Source organism: Cupriavidus gilardii, assembly GCF_013347325.1.
GTDB lineage: Bacteria > Pseudomonadota > Gammaproteobacteria > Burkholderiales > Burkholderiaceae > Cupriavidus > Cupriavidus gilardii.
This window is the reverse complement of record NZ_CP054624.1, coordinates 187,368-204,791: the sequence shown is the minus strand read 5'-3', so window position 1 is coordinate 204,791 and position 17,424 is coordinate 187,368. Positions and strand designations below refer to the sequence as shown.

General features: G+C 68.2%; 16 protein-coding genes. 4 read left to right on the top strand and 12 right to left on the bottom strand.

Going from position 1 to position 17,424, the window contains the following annotated elements; translation table 11 throughout:
- Positions 1 to 139 precede the first annotated feature (139 nt).
- On the bottom strand, positions 140 to 475 hold the full coding sequence (cyaY, locus tag FOB47_RS00915) for an iron donor protein CyaY (protein ID WP_053822666.1): 336 nt from the start codon (positions 473 to 475) through the stop codon (positions 140 to 142).
- Between the two features lie 426 nt (positions 476 to 901).
- Here cyaY and lysA point away from each other — a divergent pair, with 426 nt between their 5' ends.
- The gene (lysA, locus tag FOB47_RS00910; RefSeq protein WP_174779681.1) at positions 902 to 2,173 is read left to right on the top strand and encodes a diaminopimelate decarboxylase; all 1,272 of its coding nucleotides are present in this window, start codon (positions 902 to 904) and stop codon (positions 2,171 to 2,173) included.
- On the opposite strand, the gene msrQ is transcribed toward lysA, so the two are convergent.
- The 6 genes from msrQ to FOB47_RS00880 all read right to left on the bottom strand — a co-directional run bounded on the left by msrQ (position 2,170) and on the right by FOB47_RS00880 (position 8,934).
- Entirely contained in the window at positions 2,170 to 2,817 is a 648-nt protein-coding gene (msrQ, locus tag FOB47_RS00905) for a protein-methionine-sulfoxide reductase heme-binding subunit MsrQ (RefSeq protein ID WP_244959299.1), read from the bottom strand. The two genes, lysA and msrQ, sit on opposite strands and share 4 nt — an antisense overlap.
- Positions 2,818 to 2,908: 91 nt before the next feature.
- A complete protein-coding gene (gene msrP, locus FOB47_RS00900; protein ID WP_174779679.1) occupies positions 2,909 to 3,913 on the bottom strand; it encodes a protein-methionine-sulfoxide reductase catalytic subunit MsrP in 1,005 nt (334 codons plus the stop codon).
- 156 nt (positions 3,914 to 4,069) lie between these two features.
- Positions 4,070 to 4,540, bottom strand: a complete 471-nt coding sequence (locus tag FOB47_RS00895) for a COG4315 family predicted lipoprotein (protein WP_053822668.1) — start codon at positions 4,538 to 4,540, stop codon at positions 4,070 to 4,072.
- Between the two features lie 151 nt (positions 4,541 to 4,691).
- Complete coding sequence (gene ccsB / locus FOB47_RS00890; protein ID WP_244959245.1) at positions 4,692 to 5,900, bottom strand: c-type cytochrome biogenesis protein CcsB; 1,209 nt, start codon at positions 5,898 to 5,900, stop codon at positions 4,692 to 4,694.
- A gap of 10 nt (positions 5,901 to 5,910) precedes the next feature.
- Entirely contained in the window at positions 5,911 to 8,127 is a 2,217-nt protein-coding gene (locus tag FOB47_RS00885) for a cytochrome c biogenesis protein ResB (RefSeq protein WP_053822670.1), read from the bottom strand.
- Between the two features lie 147 nt (positions 8,128 to 8,274).
- Complete coding sequence (locus FOB47_RS00880) at positions 8,275 to 8,934, bottom strand: c-type cytochrome (protein ID WP_151023389.1); 660 nt, start codon at positions 8,932 to 8,934, stop codon at positions 8,275 to 8,277.
- Positions 8,935 to 9,221: 287 nt separating this feature from the next.
- Here FOB47_RS00880 and yihA point away from each other — a divergent pair, with 287 nt between their 5' ends.
- From yihA to FOB47_RS00865, 3 genes are all read left to right on the top strand, one after another.
- The gene (gene yihA / locus FOB47_RS00875; RefSeq protein WP_174779678.1) at positions 9,222 to 9,947 is read left to right on the top strand and encodes a ribosome biogenesis GTP-binding protein YihA/YsxC; all 726 of its coding nucleotides are present in this window, start codon (positions 9,222 to 9,224) and stop codon (positions 9,945 to 9,947) included.
- Positions 9,948 to 10,243: 296 nt separating this feature from the next.
- Positions 10,244 to 11,236 carry a porphobilinogen synthase gene (gene hemB / locus FOB47_RS00870; RefSeq protein ID WP_053822672.1) on the top strand — a complete coding sequence of 331 codons (993 nt, stop codon included), beginning with the start codon at positions 10,244 to 10,246 and terminating at the stop codon, positions 11,234 to 11,236.
- Positions 11,237 to 11,246: 10 nt separating this feature from the next.
- Complete coding sequence (locus FOB47_RS00865) at positions 11,247 to 12,488, top strand: magnesium transporter CorA family protein (protein WP_174779677.1); 1,242 nt, start codon at positions 11,247 to 11,249, stop codon at positions 12,486 to 12,488.
- Positions 12,489 to 12,543: 55 nt separating this feature from the next.
- Here the strand turns inward: FOB47_RS00865 and dsbD are convergent, their stop codons facing one another.
- The 5 genes from dsbD to rpsD all read right to left on the bottom strand — a co-directional run bounded on the left by dsbD (position 12,544) and on the right by rpsD (position 17,424).
- Positions 12,544 to 14,499, bottom strand: a complete 1,956-nt coding sequence (gene dsbD, locus FOB47_RS00860) for a protein-disulfide reductase DsbD (RefSeq protein WP_174780803.1) — start codon at positions 14,497 to 14,499, stop codon at positions 12,544 to 12,546.
- A gap of 56 nt (positions 14,500 to 14,555) precedes the next feature.
- On the bottom strand, positions 14,556 to 14,924 hold the full coding sequence (gene cutA / locus FOB47_RS00855) for a divalent-cation tolerance protein CutA (RefSeq protein ID WP_174779676.1): 369 nt from the start codon (positions 14,922 to 14,924) through the stop codon (positions 14,556 to 14,558).
- A gap of 158 nt (positions 14,925 to 15,082) precedes the next feature.
- Entirely contained in the window at positions 15,083 to 15,478 is a 396-nt protein-coding gene (gene rplQ, locus FOB47_RS00850) for a 50S ribosomal protein L17 (protein ID WP_006577446.1), read from the bottom strand.
- A 163-nt stretch (positions 15,479 to 15,641) separates the two neighbouring features.
- Entirely contained in the window at positions 15,642 to 16,622 is a 981-nt protein-coding gene (locus tag FOB47_RS00845) for a DNA-directed RNA polymerase subunit alpha (protein ID WP_006577445.1), read from the bottom strand.
- 178 nt (positions 16,623 to 16,800) lie between these two features.
- Positions 16,801 to 17,424 (bottom strand): 30S ribosomal protein S4, encoded by a 624-nt coding sequence (gene rpsD, locus FOB47_RS00840; protein ID WP_053822675.1) that lies wholly within the window; start codon positions 17,422 to 17,424, stop codon positions 16,801 to 16,803.

The window sequence follows — 17,424 nt, the reverse complement described above, 5'->3', positions numbered from 1 at the left end:
GCGGCCGCGCCGACGGCCCAGGCCGATCGCACGACAAAAAGGCCAGCCCGATTTGGGCTGGCCTTTTTACTGACCGGGACCGTCGTCCTCGCGAACGCGGGCGGTGGTGGTCAAGCGTTCGTCGGCGTGCGTGCGGGGGTCAGCCCAGCGTCAAGGCGGTGCCGGCCTGCTGGCTCAGATAGCGCGACAGCGCCTGGTACAGCTCGGTGCCTTCGCGCGTGTCGACCCAGCGTTCGCCGTCGCGGCGGAAGTGAAAGCCACCGGCGCGCGCCGCGACCCACAACTCCTGCATCGGCGCCTGGCTGTTGATGATGATCTTCGAGCCGTCCTCGAACTCGAGCTCCATCACATTGCCGCTGCGGTTGATCTCGATATCGGCGTCGGCCGCATCGGCGGCCTGCTCGATCGCGCTTTCCAGCCGATCGAGCTCGCCGGTCGCCAGCGCCAGGAACTCGCTTTCGCTCAAAAGGGACATGCTACACTCCAAGACCGCCAGCCACGGCCGGTCCCTGCGGGACTCGTTCCGGGCTGATGCATTGTTCTGCGGGCCAATCAGATGCCGGCCCGAGTGCCCGCGGGCACCGTTGCCCGGCCGCGCTGTCCCGGTCCGCCTCCCGTTCGACCCCTGTTTCCAAGGACGACCCGATGTTGCGTCGTGTTGCGATTGTAGCGGCGTTTGCCGCCGGCCTAGCGATGCCCCTGCTCGGCGGATGCGGCATTCGCGGCCCGCTGGTGATGCCGCAGCGCCCACCCGCGCCGGTGCAACCGAGCGTCCCCGATCCCGGCCTGTCGCAGCCGGACGCCGCGCCAATGCCGGCGCGCACGGCGCCGGCCCGCACGTCTTCGTCGTCTTCATCGCCATCGTCCGCCGCGCCCGCGTCCGCTCCTGCCGCTCGATAACATGACCGCATTTTTCCATCGCCGCGACGGCGCCCTTGCCGTCGAACAGGTGCCGCTCGCCCGTATCGCCGAGCAGTTCGGCACGCCGACCTATGTCTATTCGCGCGCGGCGCTGACCGCCGCCTACCAGGCCTACGCCGCCGCCTGCGCGGGCCATCGCGCGCGGGTGCAATACGCGATGAAGGCCAATTCGAATCTCGCCGTGCTGCAGGTGTTCGCGCAACTCGGCGCCGGCTTCGACATCGTCTCCGGCGGCGAACTGCAGCGCGTGCTGGCGGTGGGCGCCGATCCGCGCAAGGTCGTGTTCTCGGGCGTCGGCAAGTCGGAAGCCGAGATGGAGCTGGCGCTGGCGCACGACGTGCTGTGCTTCAACGTCGAATCGATCCCCGAGCTCGATCGCCTGAATGCGGTCGCGGGCCGCGTCGGCAAGCGCGCGCGCGTATCGCTGCGGATCAATCCGGACGTCGACGCGCGCACCCATCCGTATATCTCCACCGGATTGAAGGGCAACAAGTTCGGCATCGCCTTCGACGACGTGCTGCCGACCTACCGTGCCGCCGCCGCGCTGCCGCACCTGGAGAGCACCGGCATCGATTGCCATATCGGCTCGCAGATCACCGAGGTGTCGCCCTATCTGGAGGCGCTGGACAAGGTGCTCGACGTGGTCGAGGCACTCGAGCGCGACGGCATCGTGCTGTCGCATATCGATGTCGGCGGCGGGCTGGGCATCACCTATGACGACGAGACGCCGCCCGATATCACCGGCTTTGCGCGCACGCTGCTCGAGCGCGTGGCGCAGCGCGGGCACGGCCATCGGGAAGTCCTGTTCGAGCCCGGCCGCTCGCTGGTCGGCAATGCCGGCGTGCTGCTGACGCGCGTCGAATTCCTGAAGCCGGGCGAGGCCAAGAACTTCTGCATCGTCGACGCGGCAATGAACGATCTGGCGCGCCCGGCGATGTACGAGGCCTTTCATCGGATCGAACCGGTGGCGCCGGCGGGATTGGCAAACCCGGGACAACCGGTGACCTATGACGTGGTCGGCCCGGTCTGCGAATCGGGCGACTGGCTGGGACGCGATCGCGCGCTGGCGGTGGCGCCGGGCGATCTGCTGGCGGTAATGTCGGCCGGCGCCTATGGCTTCGTGATGAGCTCGAACTACAACACGCGTCCGCGCGCGGCCGAGGTGATGGTCGACGGCGAGGCGGTGCATCTGGTGCGGGCCCGCGAGCGCGTCGAGGACCTGTTCCGCGACGAGAACCTGCTGCCGCGCTAAGTCCGCGACGACTCGCCCGGCGCGGGCGCGGCGCGGGCCGTCCCGCGCCACCACCACCACAGCCGCGCGCCGAGCAACGCCGCCACCACCGCGGCGTAGATCGACACCTCGCCGAAGTCGTTCTTGCCGGCCTTGTGCCACCAGTAGTGCAGGATCGCCAGCACCGCGATCGCATAGATGCTGCGGTGCAGGGCCTGCCAGCGCCGCCCTCCCAGCCGCCGCACCATCGCATGCGTCGAGGTCGCGGCCAGCGGCACCATCAGCACGAACGCGGCAAACCCCATCGTGATGAACGGACGCTTGAACACGTCCTTGGCCATGTAGGCCAGGTCGAAGCCGCGGTCCACGCCGAGCCACAGCAGGAAGTGCAGCGTGCCGTAGAAGAAGGCGAACAGGCCCAGCAATCGCCGTATCCGCAGCAGCCAGTTCCAGCCGCTCAGACGGCGCAGCGGCGTCACGGCCAACGTCGCGCACAGCATCACCAGCGTCCAGGTGCCGGTCGAGCGCGTGACGAATTCCAGCGGATTGGCGCCGTACTGGCCGGTCGCGCCAAGATAGGCCAGCCGTGCGAACGGCAGCAGCGCCAGCACCCAGATCAGCGCCTTCAGCGCGCGCAGCCGCGCCGGCGGCAAGGTGCCGGGCATGGCGCCGCCCCGGCGCGCGGCCGCCGGCCCGGCGGTGCGCGGGGCGGCCGGCGTCGTCTCGGTGGAAGGCATGCGGTGCAAGGAAAAGCGGTCAGAAGAACTTGCGCAGATCCATGCCCTGATACAGCGAGGCGACCTGCTGCGCATAGCCATTGAACGGCAGCGTCTTGCGCTTGGGCGCGAACAGCGCCGCGAAGCCGCCGCCCTTGTCGTCGCCGATGCGGCGCTCGGTGGCCTGGCTCCAGCGCGGATGGTCGACTTCCGGATTGACGTTCGAATAGAAGCCGTACTCCTGCGGGGCGGCCAGGTTCCAGCTGGTGGCGGGCTGCTTGTCGACGAAGCGGATCGCGACGATCGACTTCGCGCTCTTGAAGCCGTACTTCCATGGCACCACGATGCGCACCGGTGCGCCGTTCTGGTTTGGCAGCACCTCGCCGTACAGGCCGAACGTCAGCAGCGTCAGCGGATGCATGGCCTCGTCCAGGCGCAGCCCCTCGCGATACGGCCAATCCAGCACCGGGCTGCCCAGTCCCGGCATCTGCTTCTTGTCGGCCAGCGTCACGAACTCGACGTACTTGGCGCTGCCGAGCGGTTCGGCGCGACGGATCAGCTCGGCCAGCGGGAAGCCGATCCACGGAATCACCATCGACCAGCCCTCGACGCAGCGCAGCCGGTAGACGCGCTCTTCCATCGCGGCCATCTTCATCAGGCCGTCGATGTCATACGTCCTGGGCTGCCGCACCAGCCCTTCGACCTTGACCTGCCACGGCCGTGGCCGCAGCGTGCCGGCATTGCGGGAAGGGTCGGACTTGTCGGTGCCGAACTCGTAGAAGTTGTTGTAGGTGGTGACGTCCTCGTAGGGCGTGCGCTTGTCGGTCACCACATAGGCGGGGTTGGGCGTGGCGGCCAGTTTCTGTCCGCGGCCCGGCTGCTGCGCCAGCGCCTGGCGCGTGGCCCACGGCGCCAGCGCGCTGCCGGCCGCGCCGGCGGCGACCATCGCCAGCCAGCGGCGGCGCGCGGCGAACGCCTCGGGCGGCGTGATCTCGCTGGGCGGAATGTCGTCGCCGCGCAGCCATTTCGGAGAGGGAATCCACATCGTCGTTCCTTGCTTGGCGGAGCGCCGGCGCGCCGGGCGGCCCCGCAGGGCCGTGCCGGGCCGGCTCAACTTGGACCGGCTGGCCGGTGTTTGGTGCGACGGGCCACGCCGCCCGTGGCCGACGCCTCACGACGCCTCACGGCGCCTGACGGTGCCTTACGGCGTGGCGATGTGCCACACGTTCATCACCTTGTCGCCGGTGCGGTCGCCCGGCTTGGTGTCCTTGGCAAAGCGGTACAGCGGCTTGCCGCGATAGGCCCACTGGCGGCTGCCGTCGTCGCGCGTGATGATCGTGTACTGGCCGGTGGCCGAGGTCCCGGGCTGGGCCAGCAGCGGCGGCCAGTTGACCGCGCATTGTCCGTTGCAGACGCTCTTGCCGCTGCCCGCGGTATCGCGGTCGAAGGTGTACAGCGTCAGGCCCTGGGGATCGGTCAGCACGCCGTTGCTGACCTTGACGGTCGGCGGCATGTTGCCGGTAGAGCTGGCCGTGCTGCTGGCGCTGGCGCTGCTGCTGCCCGAGCCCATGCCCATGCCGGAACAGGCGGTCAGCAGAACGGCGGCAATGGTGACGGTGGCGGCCACGGGAAGCGCAAGACGACCGGAAGCAGTAAGGCGCGAGAGGGTCATGATGTCTGTCTCCAGGAAAAGGCGGCGCCGCCCACCGGCGCCGTGTTTCCCAGTAAACACCGTCAGGCGCCGTTTTATTCCCTTTCCCATAAAAAAACCTGCCCAAAAGGGCAGGTTTCCTCGCTTCCACGCCGGCAAAGCGCGCTGTAGATCACAGCTCGCCGTAGCTGTGCAGCCCGGACAGGAACATGTTGACGCCCAGGAAGGCAAAGGTCGTGATCAAGAGGCCGATCAGCGCCCACCAGGCCGCCATCGCGCCGCGCAGGCCCTTGATCAGCCGCATGTGCAGCCAGGCGGCGTAGTTCAGCCAGACGATCAGCGCCCAGGTTTCCTTCGGGTCCCAGCTCCAGTAGCCGCCCCAGGCCTCCGCCGCCCACAGCGCGCCGAGAATCGTGGCGATCGTGAAGAAGGCGAAGCCGACCGCGATCGCCTTGTACATGACGTCGTCGAGCAGCTCCAGCGCGGGCAGGCGCTCGGCCAGGATGCCGCGCTGCTTCAGCAGATAGGCCACCGCGACCATCGCGGCCAGCGCGAAGGTGCCGTAGCCGATGAAATTGGCCGGCACATGGATCTTCATCCACCAGCTCTGCAGTGCCGGCACCAGCGGCTGGATCTCGTGCGCATCGCGGCTGACCGTGTACCACAGCAGGAAGCCGACGGCCGCCGACACCACCAGCATCACGAACGGGCCCAGCGCGCCGGTGCGGTAGCGGCCCTCGTAGTACAGGTGGAACAGCGTCGTGATCAGCACGAACAGCACGAACACTTCGTACAGGTTCGACACCGGGATATGGCCGATATCGGGGCCGATCAGATAGGACTCGTACCAGCGCACCAGCATGCCGGTAAAGCCCAGCACCACTGCCGCCCAGGCGAGCTTGTGGCCGATGCCGTAGCCGGTCTGCGAGCGGGCCAGCAGGCCGCCCCAGTAGAACAGCGTCGACAGGAACACCAGTGCGCACATCCACAGGATCGCGGACTGGCTCGACAGCAGGTACTTCAGCAGGAAGGCCTGCTCGGCCCGCGCCAGTTCGCCCTGGTACAGCTGCACGGCAAGCAGTGCCAGCACGGCCAGGCCCGCCATCAGCGCGCGCACCGGCTTCCAGTGCCAGCCCAGCAGCGCGAAGGTCGGCACCGCGCCGATCAGCACCGCCTTGTCGTAGCCGTCCATCCACTGGCCATAGCGCGCCAGGCCGACGCCGGCGCCGACCACCAGCAGCAGCGCGTACAGCCAGTCGAGCCACGACAGGCGGCGCAGGAACGAAGGCTCCAGATACGAGGTGTCCGCTGCCGCCGGGATCTGGCCCGGGTTCGCCGTGGGGTCGGCGGGGCCGTGCAGCTTGGAAGAATTGGAAGACATGACGAAATCCCTACCGTGTCGCCGGTGCCGCCGGCGGCGATTCCTGCGCGGCCGCCGCGGCACGCTGCACGTCCTCGCGCAGCGCGGCGAATTCCTTCTCGAAGTCCAGGGTGCGCCGCTGGGTCGACATTGCCATCAGCACATGGCTGCCGGCGGCCCGTTGCGCGCCGTCGCTCGGCGCGGCATCCGGAGCAGCATACGGCTGCGCATCCTTCACCCAGACCCACACCCGGCGCTCGCGGATATAGAGCATCGCGAACACGCCCAGCACCAGCAGCAGGCAGCCAAGATACACGATGTTCTTGCCCGGCGCACGGGTCATCTGGAACACGCTGGCCTTGACCTCCTGGAAGTCGTCCAGCTGCAGGAATACCGGCGCCGCGTAGAAAAAACTGTCCGACAGCGCGTTGATCGCCTGCTGCAGGAAGGCGCCGCTCTGCGCGCTGTTGGCGACCACCGGCAGGTCCGCGCGTTCGCGCGCGAGCTGCCACAGTTCCCACATCGAGCCGTTCAGGATCTTCAGCAGCACATCGGCCGCCTTCTGCTGCTCGGCCTGCGGTACCGAGCGCTCGAGGAAGGCGGCGATCGCGGCAAAGCCGCCCGGCGGCGCATCGGCATCGTGGCGCGCGGCGCCGGCGAACAGATCCAGCGCACGGCGCGCGCTCTCGGCCAGCTGCGCACGCACCTCGCCCTTGTCGTCGCCCGGCATCGACGCCAGCGCGAAGCGGCGCGCGGCCTCGCCGCGCAGCGCGCTGTCCTGCAGCGCCGCGCGCAGCCGCATCCAGTCGGCCACGCTGCCCTGCTCGTCGGCCGGAATGCGCAGATAGCGGAACGGCTCGTTCGGCGTATCGCGCGTGCCGGCCAGGAACACCGTCTGGCCGTCGAGCTGCACCGGCACCATGTAGTTGTGGAATTCGCGCGCCTGACCGTTGCGGTCGCGCAGCTTGTACTGCACGGACGGACCGACATTGCGCAGCTGCTTCTCGCGCTCGGGATTGGCGGCCGCGCCCAGGCGCGCCTCGATGCGCTCGTTCAGCGAGCGCGTCGCCACGCCGCGCGCATCGGTCTTGCCCGACGCATCGGTCACGTTCTCGATGTTCATCAGCCGGAAGTCGCTGAACTCGACCGCCAGGCCCTGCGCATCGACGTCGCTGCCGGTGCCCTTCAGCGGCGCGCTGTTGCCGACGGTGCCCGCGAACGCGAAGGTCTTCGCCGAGCTGCCCTGCATCGGATAGCCGACGAACTTCAGGCGCGAGCCGCCGTCCTCGAAGCTGGACTGGTAGATCGCGATGCCGTCGACGATCAGCGGCTCGTTGACCTTGATGGTGGCCGCGGTCTGCTTGCCGGTCGCGCGGTCGGTAACGACCACGTCGGAGGCGAACAGCTTGGGCATGCCGGTCGAGTAATGCTCGATGATGAATTTCTTCAGCGTCAGCGTGAACGGCAGGTCCTGCACCAGCGCGCCATCGGCGATGTTCAGGATCGCGGTCGACACGGTGGCGCCCTCGGGCACGAAGGCGTTGCCGCGAAAGCCCGGATTGCTGCTGGAGAGCCGATGCTGCGGCGGGATCTCGTTGATCACCGCGTTGCCGGTGATCGGCGTCTTGCCGCCGAACCACATCTGCGCGCGAATCAGCATGTCGCCATCGAGCAGCCCGCCGATGCAGATCACCACGATGGCCGCGTGCGCGAGGATATAGCCGAGCTTGTTGGCGGCGCCGGCCTTGGCCGCCAGCAGCGTGGCGCCGTCATGCTCGACCTGGCGCACGCGATAGCCGCGGTTGGCCAGCAGCGCACCGAGGCGCTGCACCGCCCCTGCGCGCGCTGGGGCGGCATCGAACTCGACGCGGTGGTGGAAGGCACGCAGGCTGCGCTCGCGCACATGGTCCTTCCACGAGCGCATGTCGCCAACCATCTTCGGCGCATTGCGCACCAGGCACAGCGAGGTGGAAATCACCAGGAAGGCCAGGATCAGCAGGAACCACCACGAGCTGTAGACCTTCTGCAGCGACAGCGCATGGAACAGCTCGGCCCAGAACGGCCCGAACTGGTTGACGTAGTTGGCGTACGGCTCGTTCTGCTTGAGCACGGTGCCGATCACGCTGGCGATCGAGATCACCGACAGCAGCGCGATCGCGAAGCGCATCGACGAGACCAGCTCGACGGTATCGCGCAGCAGGCGGTGGGGGGTCTTCAGGCGCAGGCCCGAAGTGGAAGCGGTCGGCATGGCAGGTAAGGCAGGAGGCGCGGGGCGCAAAAGACAAAGAGGGAGGCTCGCTCGCGCAGGCCACCCTCTTCGATTATCGCCGGCTCGTTTGGTTGCGCCCCCGCGCCGCGCCGGCGAGGGCCGGCCGGCCCGGGGCTACCGGTGGGCTCAGCGCAGGCCGGCGACGTAGTCGGCCACCGCCTTGATCTCGGCGTCGGACATGCGCGCCGCGACCTCGGCCATCACCGCGTTGTTCTTGCGGCCGCCCTGGCGGAAGGCCACCAGCTGCGCCTCGGTGTATTCGGAGAACTGGCCGCCGATGCGCGGATACTGCGCCGGAATGCCGGCGCCGGCCGGGCCATGGCAGGCCGCGCAGGCGGGCACGCCCTTGTTGGCGATGCCGGCGCGATAGATCTTCTGGCCCAGCTCGATGGTGTCCTTGTTCTTCGCGGAGGCCGGCTTCTGGGTCTGGCGCGCCAGATAGGCGCCGACGTCGCGCATCTCCTGATCGGTCAGCTGCGCCGCGATCGGTGTCATGATCGGGTTGTTGCGGACCTTGGCCTTGAAGTCGGCCAGCTGCTTGTGGGCGTATTCGGGATGCTGCGCGGCCAGTTTCGGATTGACCGCGGCGCCGCTGTTGCCGTTGGCGCCGTGACAGCTCAGGCAGGCGGGAACATTGCGATCCGGCGCGCCCTGCGTGTAGAGCGTCTCGCCCTTGGCCGGGTCCGCCTTGGCGGGGGCCTGCTCGGCGGCCGAGGCCAGACCCGTGAAGACCGTTGCCGGCAAGGCCAGTGCTACGACAGCCACAAGTTTCGCAATGCCATTCATTCGCACACCTTGTCTGAATTGTTTTGAATTCGTTATCGCGTGCCGGTCAGCCTCCGGCCTGCGGTGAGGACGCGCATTGGGCGAAAAGACGGGACAGACCCGTTGGCAGACCACTGCCGGCCGTTCATCACCCGATGCACTCAGGTCATGCCGGCCGCCAACAAGGCCAAAAGAACGTCGAACGCCACCCGGCCGGGAGGCCGTTAACCGCGGTATTGTACAATAAATCGCTTCCCGGATAGACGCTTGGCGCACCCCGCGCGGGCGTCCCGACCCTCCCTCTCCTCATGTCCCTTCTACACCAGGCCCGCTTCTTCACCACCGTCAACCATCTGCGCGACCTGCCGGCCACCGCGGTGCCCGAGGTCGCCTTTGCCGGACGGTCCAACGCGGGCAAGTCGACCGCCATCAATGTGCTGTGCAATCAGAAGCGGCTGGCGTTCTCGTCGAAGACCCCCGGCCGCACGCAGCACATCAATTTCTTCGCGGTCGCGCCGGTCAAGGCGCCCGATCCGCTGGCCTTCCTGGTCGACCTTCCCGGCTATGGCTATGCGCAGGTGTCCGGTTCGGCCAAGTACCACTGGCAGTCGCTGCTGAGCGACTACGTGCAGGCGCGGCAACAGCTGGCCGGGCTGGTGATCATGATGGATGCACGCCGGCCCTTCACCGACCTCGATTGCCAGATGGTCGAGTGGTTCCTGCCGACCGGCAAGCCGATCCACGTGCTGCTGACCAAGGCCGACAAGCTGACCAGCAGCGAGAACGCGCTGGCGCTGCGCGAGACGCGCCGCGTGCTGGCCGACTATGCGGCCCAGCTGGAGAACCCCCCGTTGCTGACCGCACAGCTGTTCTCGAGCCTGAAGCGCCGCGGCATCGAGGAGGCGCAGCGCCATATCGCCGGATGGCTGGGGCTGCCCGAGGCGCAGCCCGCAGGCGCTGCGCCGCCCGCAGCCAATGCGGCGCCGCAGACCGGGCCCGATCCAGCGTCCGGCGGCGGCGACACCCCGTCGTAGGCGAGCGCGCAAAAAAAACCCCGCTGCAAGCAACGGGGGGGAATATTCCCGCCGCGAGGCGGGTACCCGCTCAGGGAGGAGTAGCGGGGGACCTCGCGCCACGCACGCGGCGCAACGCAAAGGGTCCGCGAGTATGATAGCGGGCACGCACAAAAGTTTAGTTTTTTATTGGACGCGGGACGCCGCCGCCCGGCAGGCCAAGCCCCTGCCACATCCGGTCCCTTCGCCGTGACGCCGCGATCGCCCATGTATCGTGGGCCGCTGCGCTCCGCCGTCCCCTGACTGACGATCTCACCATGTCCACCTTCCCCGAATTCCGCCCCCGCCGCATGCGCCGCGACGACTTCTCGCGCCGCCTGATGCGCGAGCACCGGCTGTCGCCGGACAACCTGATCTATCCCGTGTTCGTGCTCGACGGACAGGGCCAGCGCCAGAGCGTCGCGTCGATGCCCGGCGTCGAGCGCGTGTCGGTCGACCTGCTGCTGCCGGTCGCCGAGCAATGCGTGCAGCTGGGCGTTCCGGTGATCGCACTGTTCCCGGTCATCGATCCGTCGCTGAAGACGCCCGACGGCATCGAGGCGACGCGCGACGACGGGCTGATTCCGCGCGCCGTGCGCGCGCTGAAGGACCGCTTCCCCGAACTGGGCGTGCTGACCGATGTCGCGCTCGACCCGTACACCAGCCACGGCCAGGACGGCGTGCTCGATGCCGACGGCTACGTGCTGAACGAAGAAACGGTCGAGATCCTGGTGCGGCAGGCGCTGACGCAGGCCGCGGCCGGCGTCGACATCGTCGCGCCATCCGACATGATGGACGGCCGCATCGGCGCGGTGCGCAATGCGCTCGAAGAGGCGGGCCACATCCACACGCGCATCATGGCGTACTCGGCCAAGTACGCATCGGCGTTCTACGGCCCGTTCCGCGACGCGGTCGGCTCGGCCGCCAATCTGGGCAAGGGCAACAAGATGACCTACCAGATGGACCCGGCCAATACCGACGAGGCGTTGCGCGAGGTCGCGCAGGACATCATGGAAGGCGCCGACATGGTGATGGTCAAGCCGGGCATGCCGTATCTGGACATCGTCCGCCGGGTCAAGGACGAATTCCGCTTCCCGACCTACGTCTACCAGGTCAGCGGCGAGTACGCGATGCTGAAGGCGGCCGCGCAGAACGGCTGGCTCGACCACGACAAGGTCATGATGGAATCGCTGCTGGCGTTCCGCCGCGCCGGAGCCGACGGCATCCTGACCTATTTCGCGCTCGACGCCGCCCGCCTGCTGGCGCGCTGATCGGTCGCGCATGCAGCTGCTCGGTTTTTCCGCCAGCCAGGTCCATCCGCTCGACTCGCTCGAGGCCGCGCGTGCCTTCCTCGCCGAACAGGCCGCGCCCCGCTTCGTGTGGGTCGACTGCACCCTCGCTGAAGTCAGCGCGGCGCCGGCGGCCTGGCGCGACCAGTTGCAGACGCTGACCGGCGCGCCGGTGCTGGACCTGCATCTGGCCGACGCCACCAATGCCGCGCATCCGTCGTTCTTCGACACGACGCATGCCTACGACATGGTGATCTTCCGCAAGCTGACGTTCGAGACCAGCCGCCTGATTGCGGAAGCCGGCAGCGAGGGACCGGCACCGGTTGTCGCCAAGGGGAATGGCAGCGGCGCGGAAACTGCGGCGGGGGCCAACGCCGGTACGGGCACCGCGGCAGCAAAGCCGCGCCGCCACCCGCCCGGCTTCCTGCCGGCACTGGCGCGCATCGACACGCAGCCGGTGACCTTCTTCGTGTTCGACCACGTGCTGGCCACCGTGCGGCCTGGCCAGTCGCGCACGATCGAGCAGGTCCGCCAGCGGCTGCTCGAGTTGAGCCGCGCGCCGCGGCCGGAGATCCGGGCAAACGGCGGCACGGCGCTGGTACACGGCATCCGTCCGCCGACGCGTCCCGAGGACCTGATGCTGCGGCTGCTCAATGCGATGGTCGACCGCTATCTCGACCTGCGCGCGCCGCTGACGCGCCAGCTCGACCGCTGGCAGCGCGCGCTGCTGAACGCGCGCAGCGGCTTCTCCAGCTGGGAGGGCCTGCTCGATGCGCGCATCCAGTTGCGCCGGCTGGAACATCTGTGCGAGGAGCAGCGCGACGCGCTGCAGGAATTCCGCGACAGCCTGCTCGACAACACCTACAGCGACCCGGGCGGCGGCATCGCCAACGAGCGCGACGAGGTGCTGCTGGTGCGCATCAACGACGTGATGGAACACATCCTGCGCGTGCTGGCGCATGCCCGACGGCTCGAGGATTCGATCGAGTCCGCGGTGCAGATCCACTTCTCGGCGGTCGCGCACCGGACCAACCGCACGATGCGGATGCTGACGATGATCACCGCGCTGTTCATGCCGCTGACGCTGATCACCGGCATCTTCGGCATGAACTTCGAACGGATGCCATGGCTGCAGGAGCCCGGCGGCTTCTGGTGGTCGATCGGGCTGATGGGCGCGGTGGTGGTGGGAATCGCGGCGATGTGGGCGGTCGGCCGCTGGTTGTGGCGGGAGTGATTCCGGGCCGGCGGCCGGGCCCGAATATCTGTGCCGGGTTCGTGCCAGGCCGGCGTCAGGCGCCCGCCGGGCCGAACGCGCGCTCCAGGCTGGCCAGGAACCGTCCCGCCGCCTGATAGCCGATCACTCGCACCGGCAGCTCGCGCCCGTCGTCGCCGAACAGGATGATGCCCGGCGGCCCGAACAGGCCGAAGCGCTTCAGCAGCGCCTTGTCGTCGGCGTTGTTGGCGGTCACGTCGGCCTGCAGCATCACCACGTCGGCCAGCCGCGCCTGCACGCGCGGATCGCTGAAGGTGAAGCGCTCCATCTCCTTGCAGCTGACGCACCAGTCCGCATAGAAGTCCAGCAGCACCGGCTTGCCGGCGGCGCTGGCCTGCGCGATGCGGGCGTCGAGGTCGGCCACCGAGCGGACCCGTTCGAAGCGTACCGCCTGGGCCGCCGGCGCACCGTCGCGGGCACCCGCCACCAGATGCGACAGCGGCTGCAGCGGATTGCGGCTGCCCGAGGCCAGGCCCACCAGCAGGATTGCGCCGGCCAGCGCGGACAGCACGCCCAACCCCTTGCCCAGCCGCGCCACCGGATGCGGCTCCGCGCCCAGCCCGTCGAACGCGCGCAGGAACACCGCGCCAACCAGCAGCAGCGTCGCCCAGCCCAGCATCGACAGCCAGGCAGGCAGCACCGGTCCGACCATCCACAGTGCGACACCGAGCAGCAGGAAGCCGAACACGCGTTTGGTCGCCTCCATCCACCGGCCCGCGCGCGGCAGCAGATTGCCGGCACCGACGCCGACCAGCAGCAGCGGTACGCCCATGCCGATCGCCATCGAGAACAGTGCGGTGCCGCCCGTCCACGCATCGCCGCTCTGCGCGATATAGGCCAGCGCGCCGGCCAGCGGCGCGGTCACGCAGGGACCGACGATCAGCGCGGAGATCGCGCCCATCGCCGCGGCGCCCGCGATCTGGCCGCCGGGTCGGCGATTGGCTGAATCGGCCAGCCGCGTCTGCCAGCGCTGCGGAAGCTGCAGTTCATACAGGCCGAACATCGACAACGCCAGCGCCACCATCAGCGCGGCGAACAGCGCCAGTACCCAGGGCGTTTGCAACGTCGCCGCGAGCCCTTCGCCGATCAGCCCGGCGGCGACGCCGACCGCGGTGTAGACGACCGCCATGCCGAGCACATAGGCCAGCGACACGACGAAGGCGCGGCCGCGGTGCAGATGTTCGCCGACCACGATCGACGACAGGATCGGCACCATCGGCAGCACGCAGGGGGTGAAGGTCAGCAGCAGGCCGAGACCGAAGAACAGCGCGACGATCGTCAGCAGATGGCCGCCGGCCAGCGTCGCGGCGATGCGGCCGCTGTCGTCGACGGCCTTGCCGATATCGGCTTGTACCGCGGCACTCGGCCCCGTGCTCCCGGTGCCGGCCGACAGCGGCGTGGCGGCCGCGATGGGCGACGTGGCATTGGTCGACGCCGCATTCGAGCGGCCGCCGAGCAACGCGCCGATGCCGGCGCCGCCGACTTCGTAGACGCTCTCCATCGGCGGATAGCACAGGCCCTTGTCGGCGCAGCCCTGCGAGGTTACGACCAGCGTCCATTTGCCGTCCGCGGGCGCGGACTCGACCGGCACGCGGATCGTCACCGTGTCGCGGTAGGTCTCCATCTCCTTGCCGAACGTCTCGTCGAACTTGACCTTGCCGGCCGGCAGATCGGGCGCGCCGAGCTTGACCTGCGCCGGCTGCGCGGCGAAGGCGAAGCGCTCGCGGTACATGTAGTAGCCCGGCGCGACATCGAAGCGGACTTCGACGGTGCGCGCGTCGATGGCGCGGGCGGCGAAGCGGAAGGCCTGCTCGGGCGGCAGGAAATCGTCCTGGTCGGCGGCGCGCGCCAGGCCGGCGCCGAGACACAGCCAGGCCGTCAGCAGCGCCAGCGCGATCGCGGCCAGCCATTGCCAGCCTTGCCAACCTCGCCAGCCCCGCCGACCTGCGCTGCGCGGCGCGCCCCGCCGCATGACCCCGTCCATCGCCCCCAAGGTGCTGCCCATCGTCGGTTACCTGCTGTGTTTCGTTATGCCGCGTCGTTGCCCCGGCGCGCGTTGCCGTTGCCGCCCGGCGTCGCGGTCTGCTGGACGACCCAGTCGAGATAGGCCGGCAGCCCCGCCTGCACGGGCAGCGCGACGATCTCGGGCACGTCGTAGGGATGGTGGTGGCGGATCGCCGCTTCGAGCGCGTCGTAGCAGGCCCGCGTGGTCTTGATCAGCAGCGGCAGTTCGCGCGCGGTCTCGATCGTCCCCTGCCACCAGTACTGCGACTCGCAGGCCGGCATACGGTTCACGCACGCAGCGACCCGCGCTTCCAGCAGCGCGCGGGTCAGCGCGGCTGCGCTGTCCTCGTCCGGCAGCGTGGTGATCACGACCAGTACCTGCGATGCGTCCATCGAAATCGCTCCTGCATGACGCCGACTCAAAAGCGGTGGCCCAAAAACAAAAGAGCCAGGCGATTGCCTGGCTCGATTGTAAGCGGTTCGCCCATCCGCAGCGCCGGTGGCGCCCGCCGCGACAAATCGGCGGCCGGATCGGCGAAGGGGCGAAGGTCTTACTCCGCAGCTTCCTCGGCCGGGGCCTCGGTCACTTCGGGACGATCGACCAGCTCGACCAGCGCCATCGGCGCGTTGTCGCCCTGACGGAAGCCGAACTTCAGGATGCGGGTGTAGCCGCCCGGACGGGTGGCGTAGCGCGGGCCCAGTTCGTTGAACAGCTTGGTGACCATGTCGCGGTCGCGCAGGCGGGCGAAAGCCAGACGGCGGTTGGCAACGGTGTCCTTCTTGGCCAGCGTGATCAGCGGCTCGACGACCTTGCGCAGTTCCTTGGCCTTCGGCAGCGTGGTCTTGATCAGCTCGTGCTGGAACAGCGAGTTGGACATGTTGCGCAGCATCGCGAGACGGTGCGACGAGGTGCGGTTCAGTTTCCGCAAACCATGACGGTGACGCATGATGATTCCTTTCTAGATCAGTGTTTGACCAGCTCTTCTATCGCCAGCGCATTCCTTCGGGAGCGCGCCGGCGCGGGCCGGTAGTCGGTTTGCGCCGCCTGGCCATCGCTGGCCAATACGGCAGGGACTGGCGGCGGACGCCGGCTGGCGCCCGCCGCGCAGATTACTTCTCCAGGCCAGCGGGCGGCCAGTTCTCGAGCTTCATGCCGAGCGTCAGGCCACGCGAAGCGAGGACTTCCTTGATTTCGTTGAGCGACTTGCGACCCAGGTTCGGGGTCTTCAGCAGTTCGTTCTCGGTACGCTGGATCAGGTCGCCGATGTAGTAGATGTTCTCGGCCTTCAGGCAGTTGGCCGAGCGCACCGTCAGCTCCAGATCGTCGACCGGACGCAGCAGGATCGGATCGATCTGCGGCGCGCGGCTCGAAGCGGCTTCCGCCGACGACTCGGTGCCTTCCAGCGCGGCGAACACGGACAGCTGATCGACCAGGATACGCGCCGATTGACGGATCGCTTCCTCGGGCGAGATCACGCCGTCGGTTTCGATGTTCATCACCAGCTTGTCCAGGTCGGTACGCTGCTCGACACGGGCCGACTCGACCGCGTACGAGACGCGGCGCACCGGCGAGAACGAGGCGTCCAGCACGATGCGGCCGATCACCTTGCTCGACTCGTCGCCGAACTTGCGAACGTTGCCCGGCACATAGCCGCGGCCCTGTTCGACCTTGATCTGCATGTCCAGCTTGCCGCCGGCCGACAGATGGGCGATCACGTGGCCGGGGTTGATGATCTCGACATCGTGCGGCAGCTCGATATCGGCGGCCGTCACCACGCCTTCGCCTTCCTTGCGCAGCGACACCGTGACTTCGTCGCGGTTGTGCAGCTTGAAGACGACGCCCTTCAGGTTCAGCAGCAGGTTGACGACGTCTTCCTGCACGCCGTCGATGGTGGAATATTCGTGGACCACCCCAGCGATCGTCACTTCGGTCGGGGCATAGCCGACCATCGACGACAGCAGCACGCGACGCAGGGCGTTACCGAGCGTATGGCCGTAGCCGCGCTCGAACGGCTCCATCACGACTTTGGCGTGATGATCGCCCAGCGGCTCGACGGCGATGATTTTTGGCTTGAGGAGTGCTGTTTGCATTAGGTTGTCCTTTTCAATACCCTCGGCTCGTTACACCGATAAGGCTGAGTTTTGGAACCCGAAAAAACCCATCGTACGATGGGCAATAAGCCCGGCGCGCCGAAGCGCGCCGGGCTGAAGATGGAGCTCGACGAGAAATCGCAAGCCGCGGCCGTTGTAGGCGAACGGGTCCGGGCGATTAACGCGAATACAATTCGACGATCAGGCTCTCGTTGATGTCGCCCGAGATATCGGCGCGATCCGGCACTTGCTTGAACGTGCCTTCGAACTTCTTCGGATCGACGGCCACCCAGCTCGGGAAGCCCGACTGCTCGGCCAGCGACAGCGACTCGGCGATGCGAGCCTGCTTCTTCGACTGCTCGCGGATCGACACGACGTCACCCACCTTGATCTGCGCCGACGGCACGTTCAGGGTCTGGCCGTTGACCAGGATCGCCTTGTGCGACACCAGCTGGCGCGCTTCGGCGCGGGTCGAGCCGAAGCCCATCCGGTACACGACGTTGTCCAGGCGCGTTTCCAGCAGCTGGAGCAGGTTCTCGCCGGTATTGCCCTTGCGGCGGTCGGCCTCGGCAAAGTAGCGGCGGAACTGGCGCTCGAGCACGCCGTAGATGCGCTTGACCTTCTGCTTTTCACGCAGCTGGGTGCCGTAGTCGGAGGTACGGGCGCCCGAGGTACGGCCATGCTGGCCCGGCTTGCTGTCCAGCTTGCACTTGTCGGCGAGCGAGCGGCGCGCGCTCTTCAGGAACAGGTCGGTGCCTTCACGGCGGGAAAGTTTGGCCTTCGGGCCGGTATAACGTGCCAC

Bases quoted from the DNA above. Each gene is read 5' to 3' on its own strand.
- cyaY (WP_053822666.1), bottom strand. From the start codon at position 475: ATGTCCCTTTTGAGCGAAAGCGAGTTCCTGGCGCTGGCGACCGGCGAG.
- lysA (WP_174779681.1), top strand. From the start codon at position 902: ATGACCGCATTTTTCCATCGCCGCGACGGCGCCCTTGCCGTCGAACAG.
- msrQ (WP_244959299.1), bottom strand. From the start codon at position 2,817: ATGCCCGGCACCTTGCCGCCGGCGCGGCTGCGCGCGCTGAAGGCGCTG.
- msrP (WP_174779679.1), bottom strand. From the start codon at position 3,913: ATGTGGATTCCCTCTCCGAAATGGCTGCGCGGCGACGACATTCCGCCC.
- FOB47_RS00895 (WP_053822668.1), bottom strand. From the start codon at position 4,540: ATGACCCTCTCGCGCCTTACTGCTTCCGGTCGTCTTGCGCTTCCCGTG.
- ccsB (WP_244959245.1), bottom strand. From the start codon at position 5,900: ATGTCTTCCAATTCTTCCAAGCTGCACGGCCCCGCCGACCCCACGGCG.
- FOB47_RS00885 (WP_053822670.1), bottom strand. From the start codon at position 8,127: ATGCCGACCGCTTCCACTTCGGGCCTGCGCCTGAAGACCCCCCACCGC.
- FOB47_RS00880 (WP_151023389.1), bottom strand. From the start codon at position 8,934: ATGAATGGCATTGCGAAACTTGTGGCTGTCGTAGCACTGGCCTTGCCG.
- yihA (WP_174779678.1), top strand. From the start codon at position 9,222: ATGTCCCTTCTACACCAGGCCCGCTTCTTCACCACCGTCAACCATCTG.
- hemB (WP_053822672.1), top strand. From the start codon at position 10,244: ATGTCCACCTTCCCCGAATTCCGCCCCCGCCGCATGCGCCGCGACGAC.
- FOB47_RS00865 (WP_174779677.1), top strand. From the start codon at position 11,247: ATGCAGCTGCTCGGTTTTTCCGCCAGCCAGGTCCATCCGCTCGACTCG.
- dsbD (WP_174780803.1), bottom strand. From the start codon at position 14,499: ATGCGGCGGGGCGCGCCGCGCAGCGCAGGTCGGCGGGGCTGGCGAGGT.
- cutA (WP_174779676.1), bottom strand. From the start codon at position 14,924: ATGGACGCATCGCAGGTACTGGTCGTGATCACCACGCTGCCGGACGAG.
- rplQ (WP_006577446.1), bottom strand. From the start codon at position 15,478: ATGCGTCACCGTCATGGTTTGCGGAAACTGAACCGCACCTCGTCGCAC.
- FOB47_RS00845 (WP_006577445.1), bottom strand. From the start codon at position 16,622: ATGCAAACAGCACTCCTCAAGCCAAAAATCATCGCCGTCGAGCCGCTG.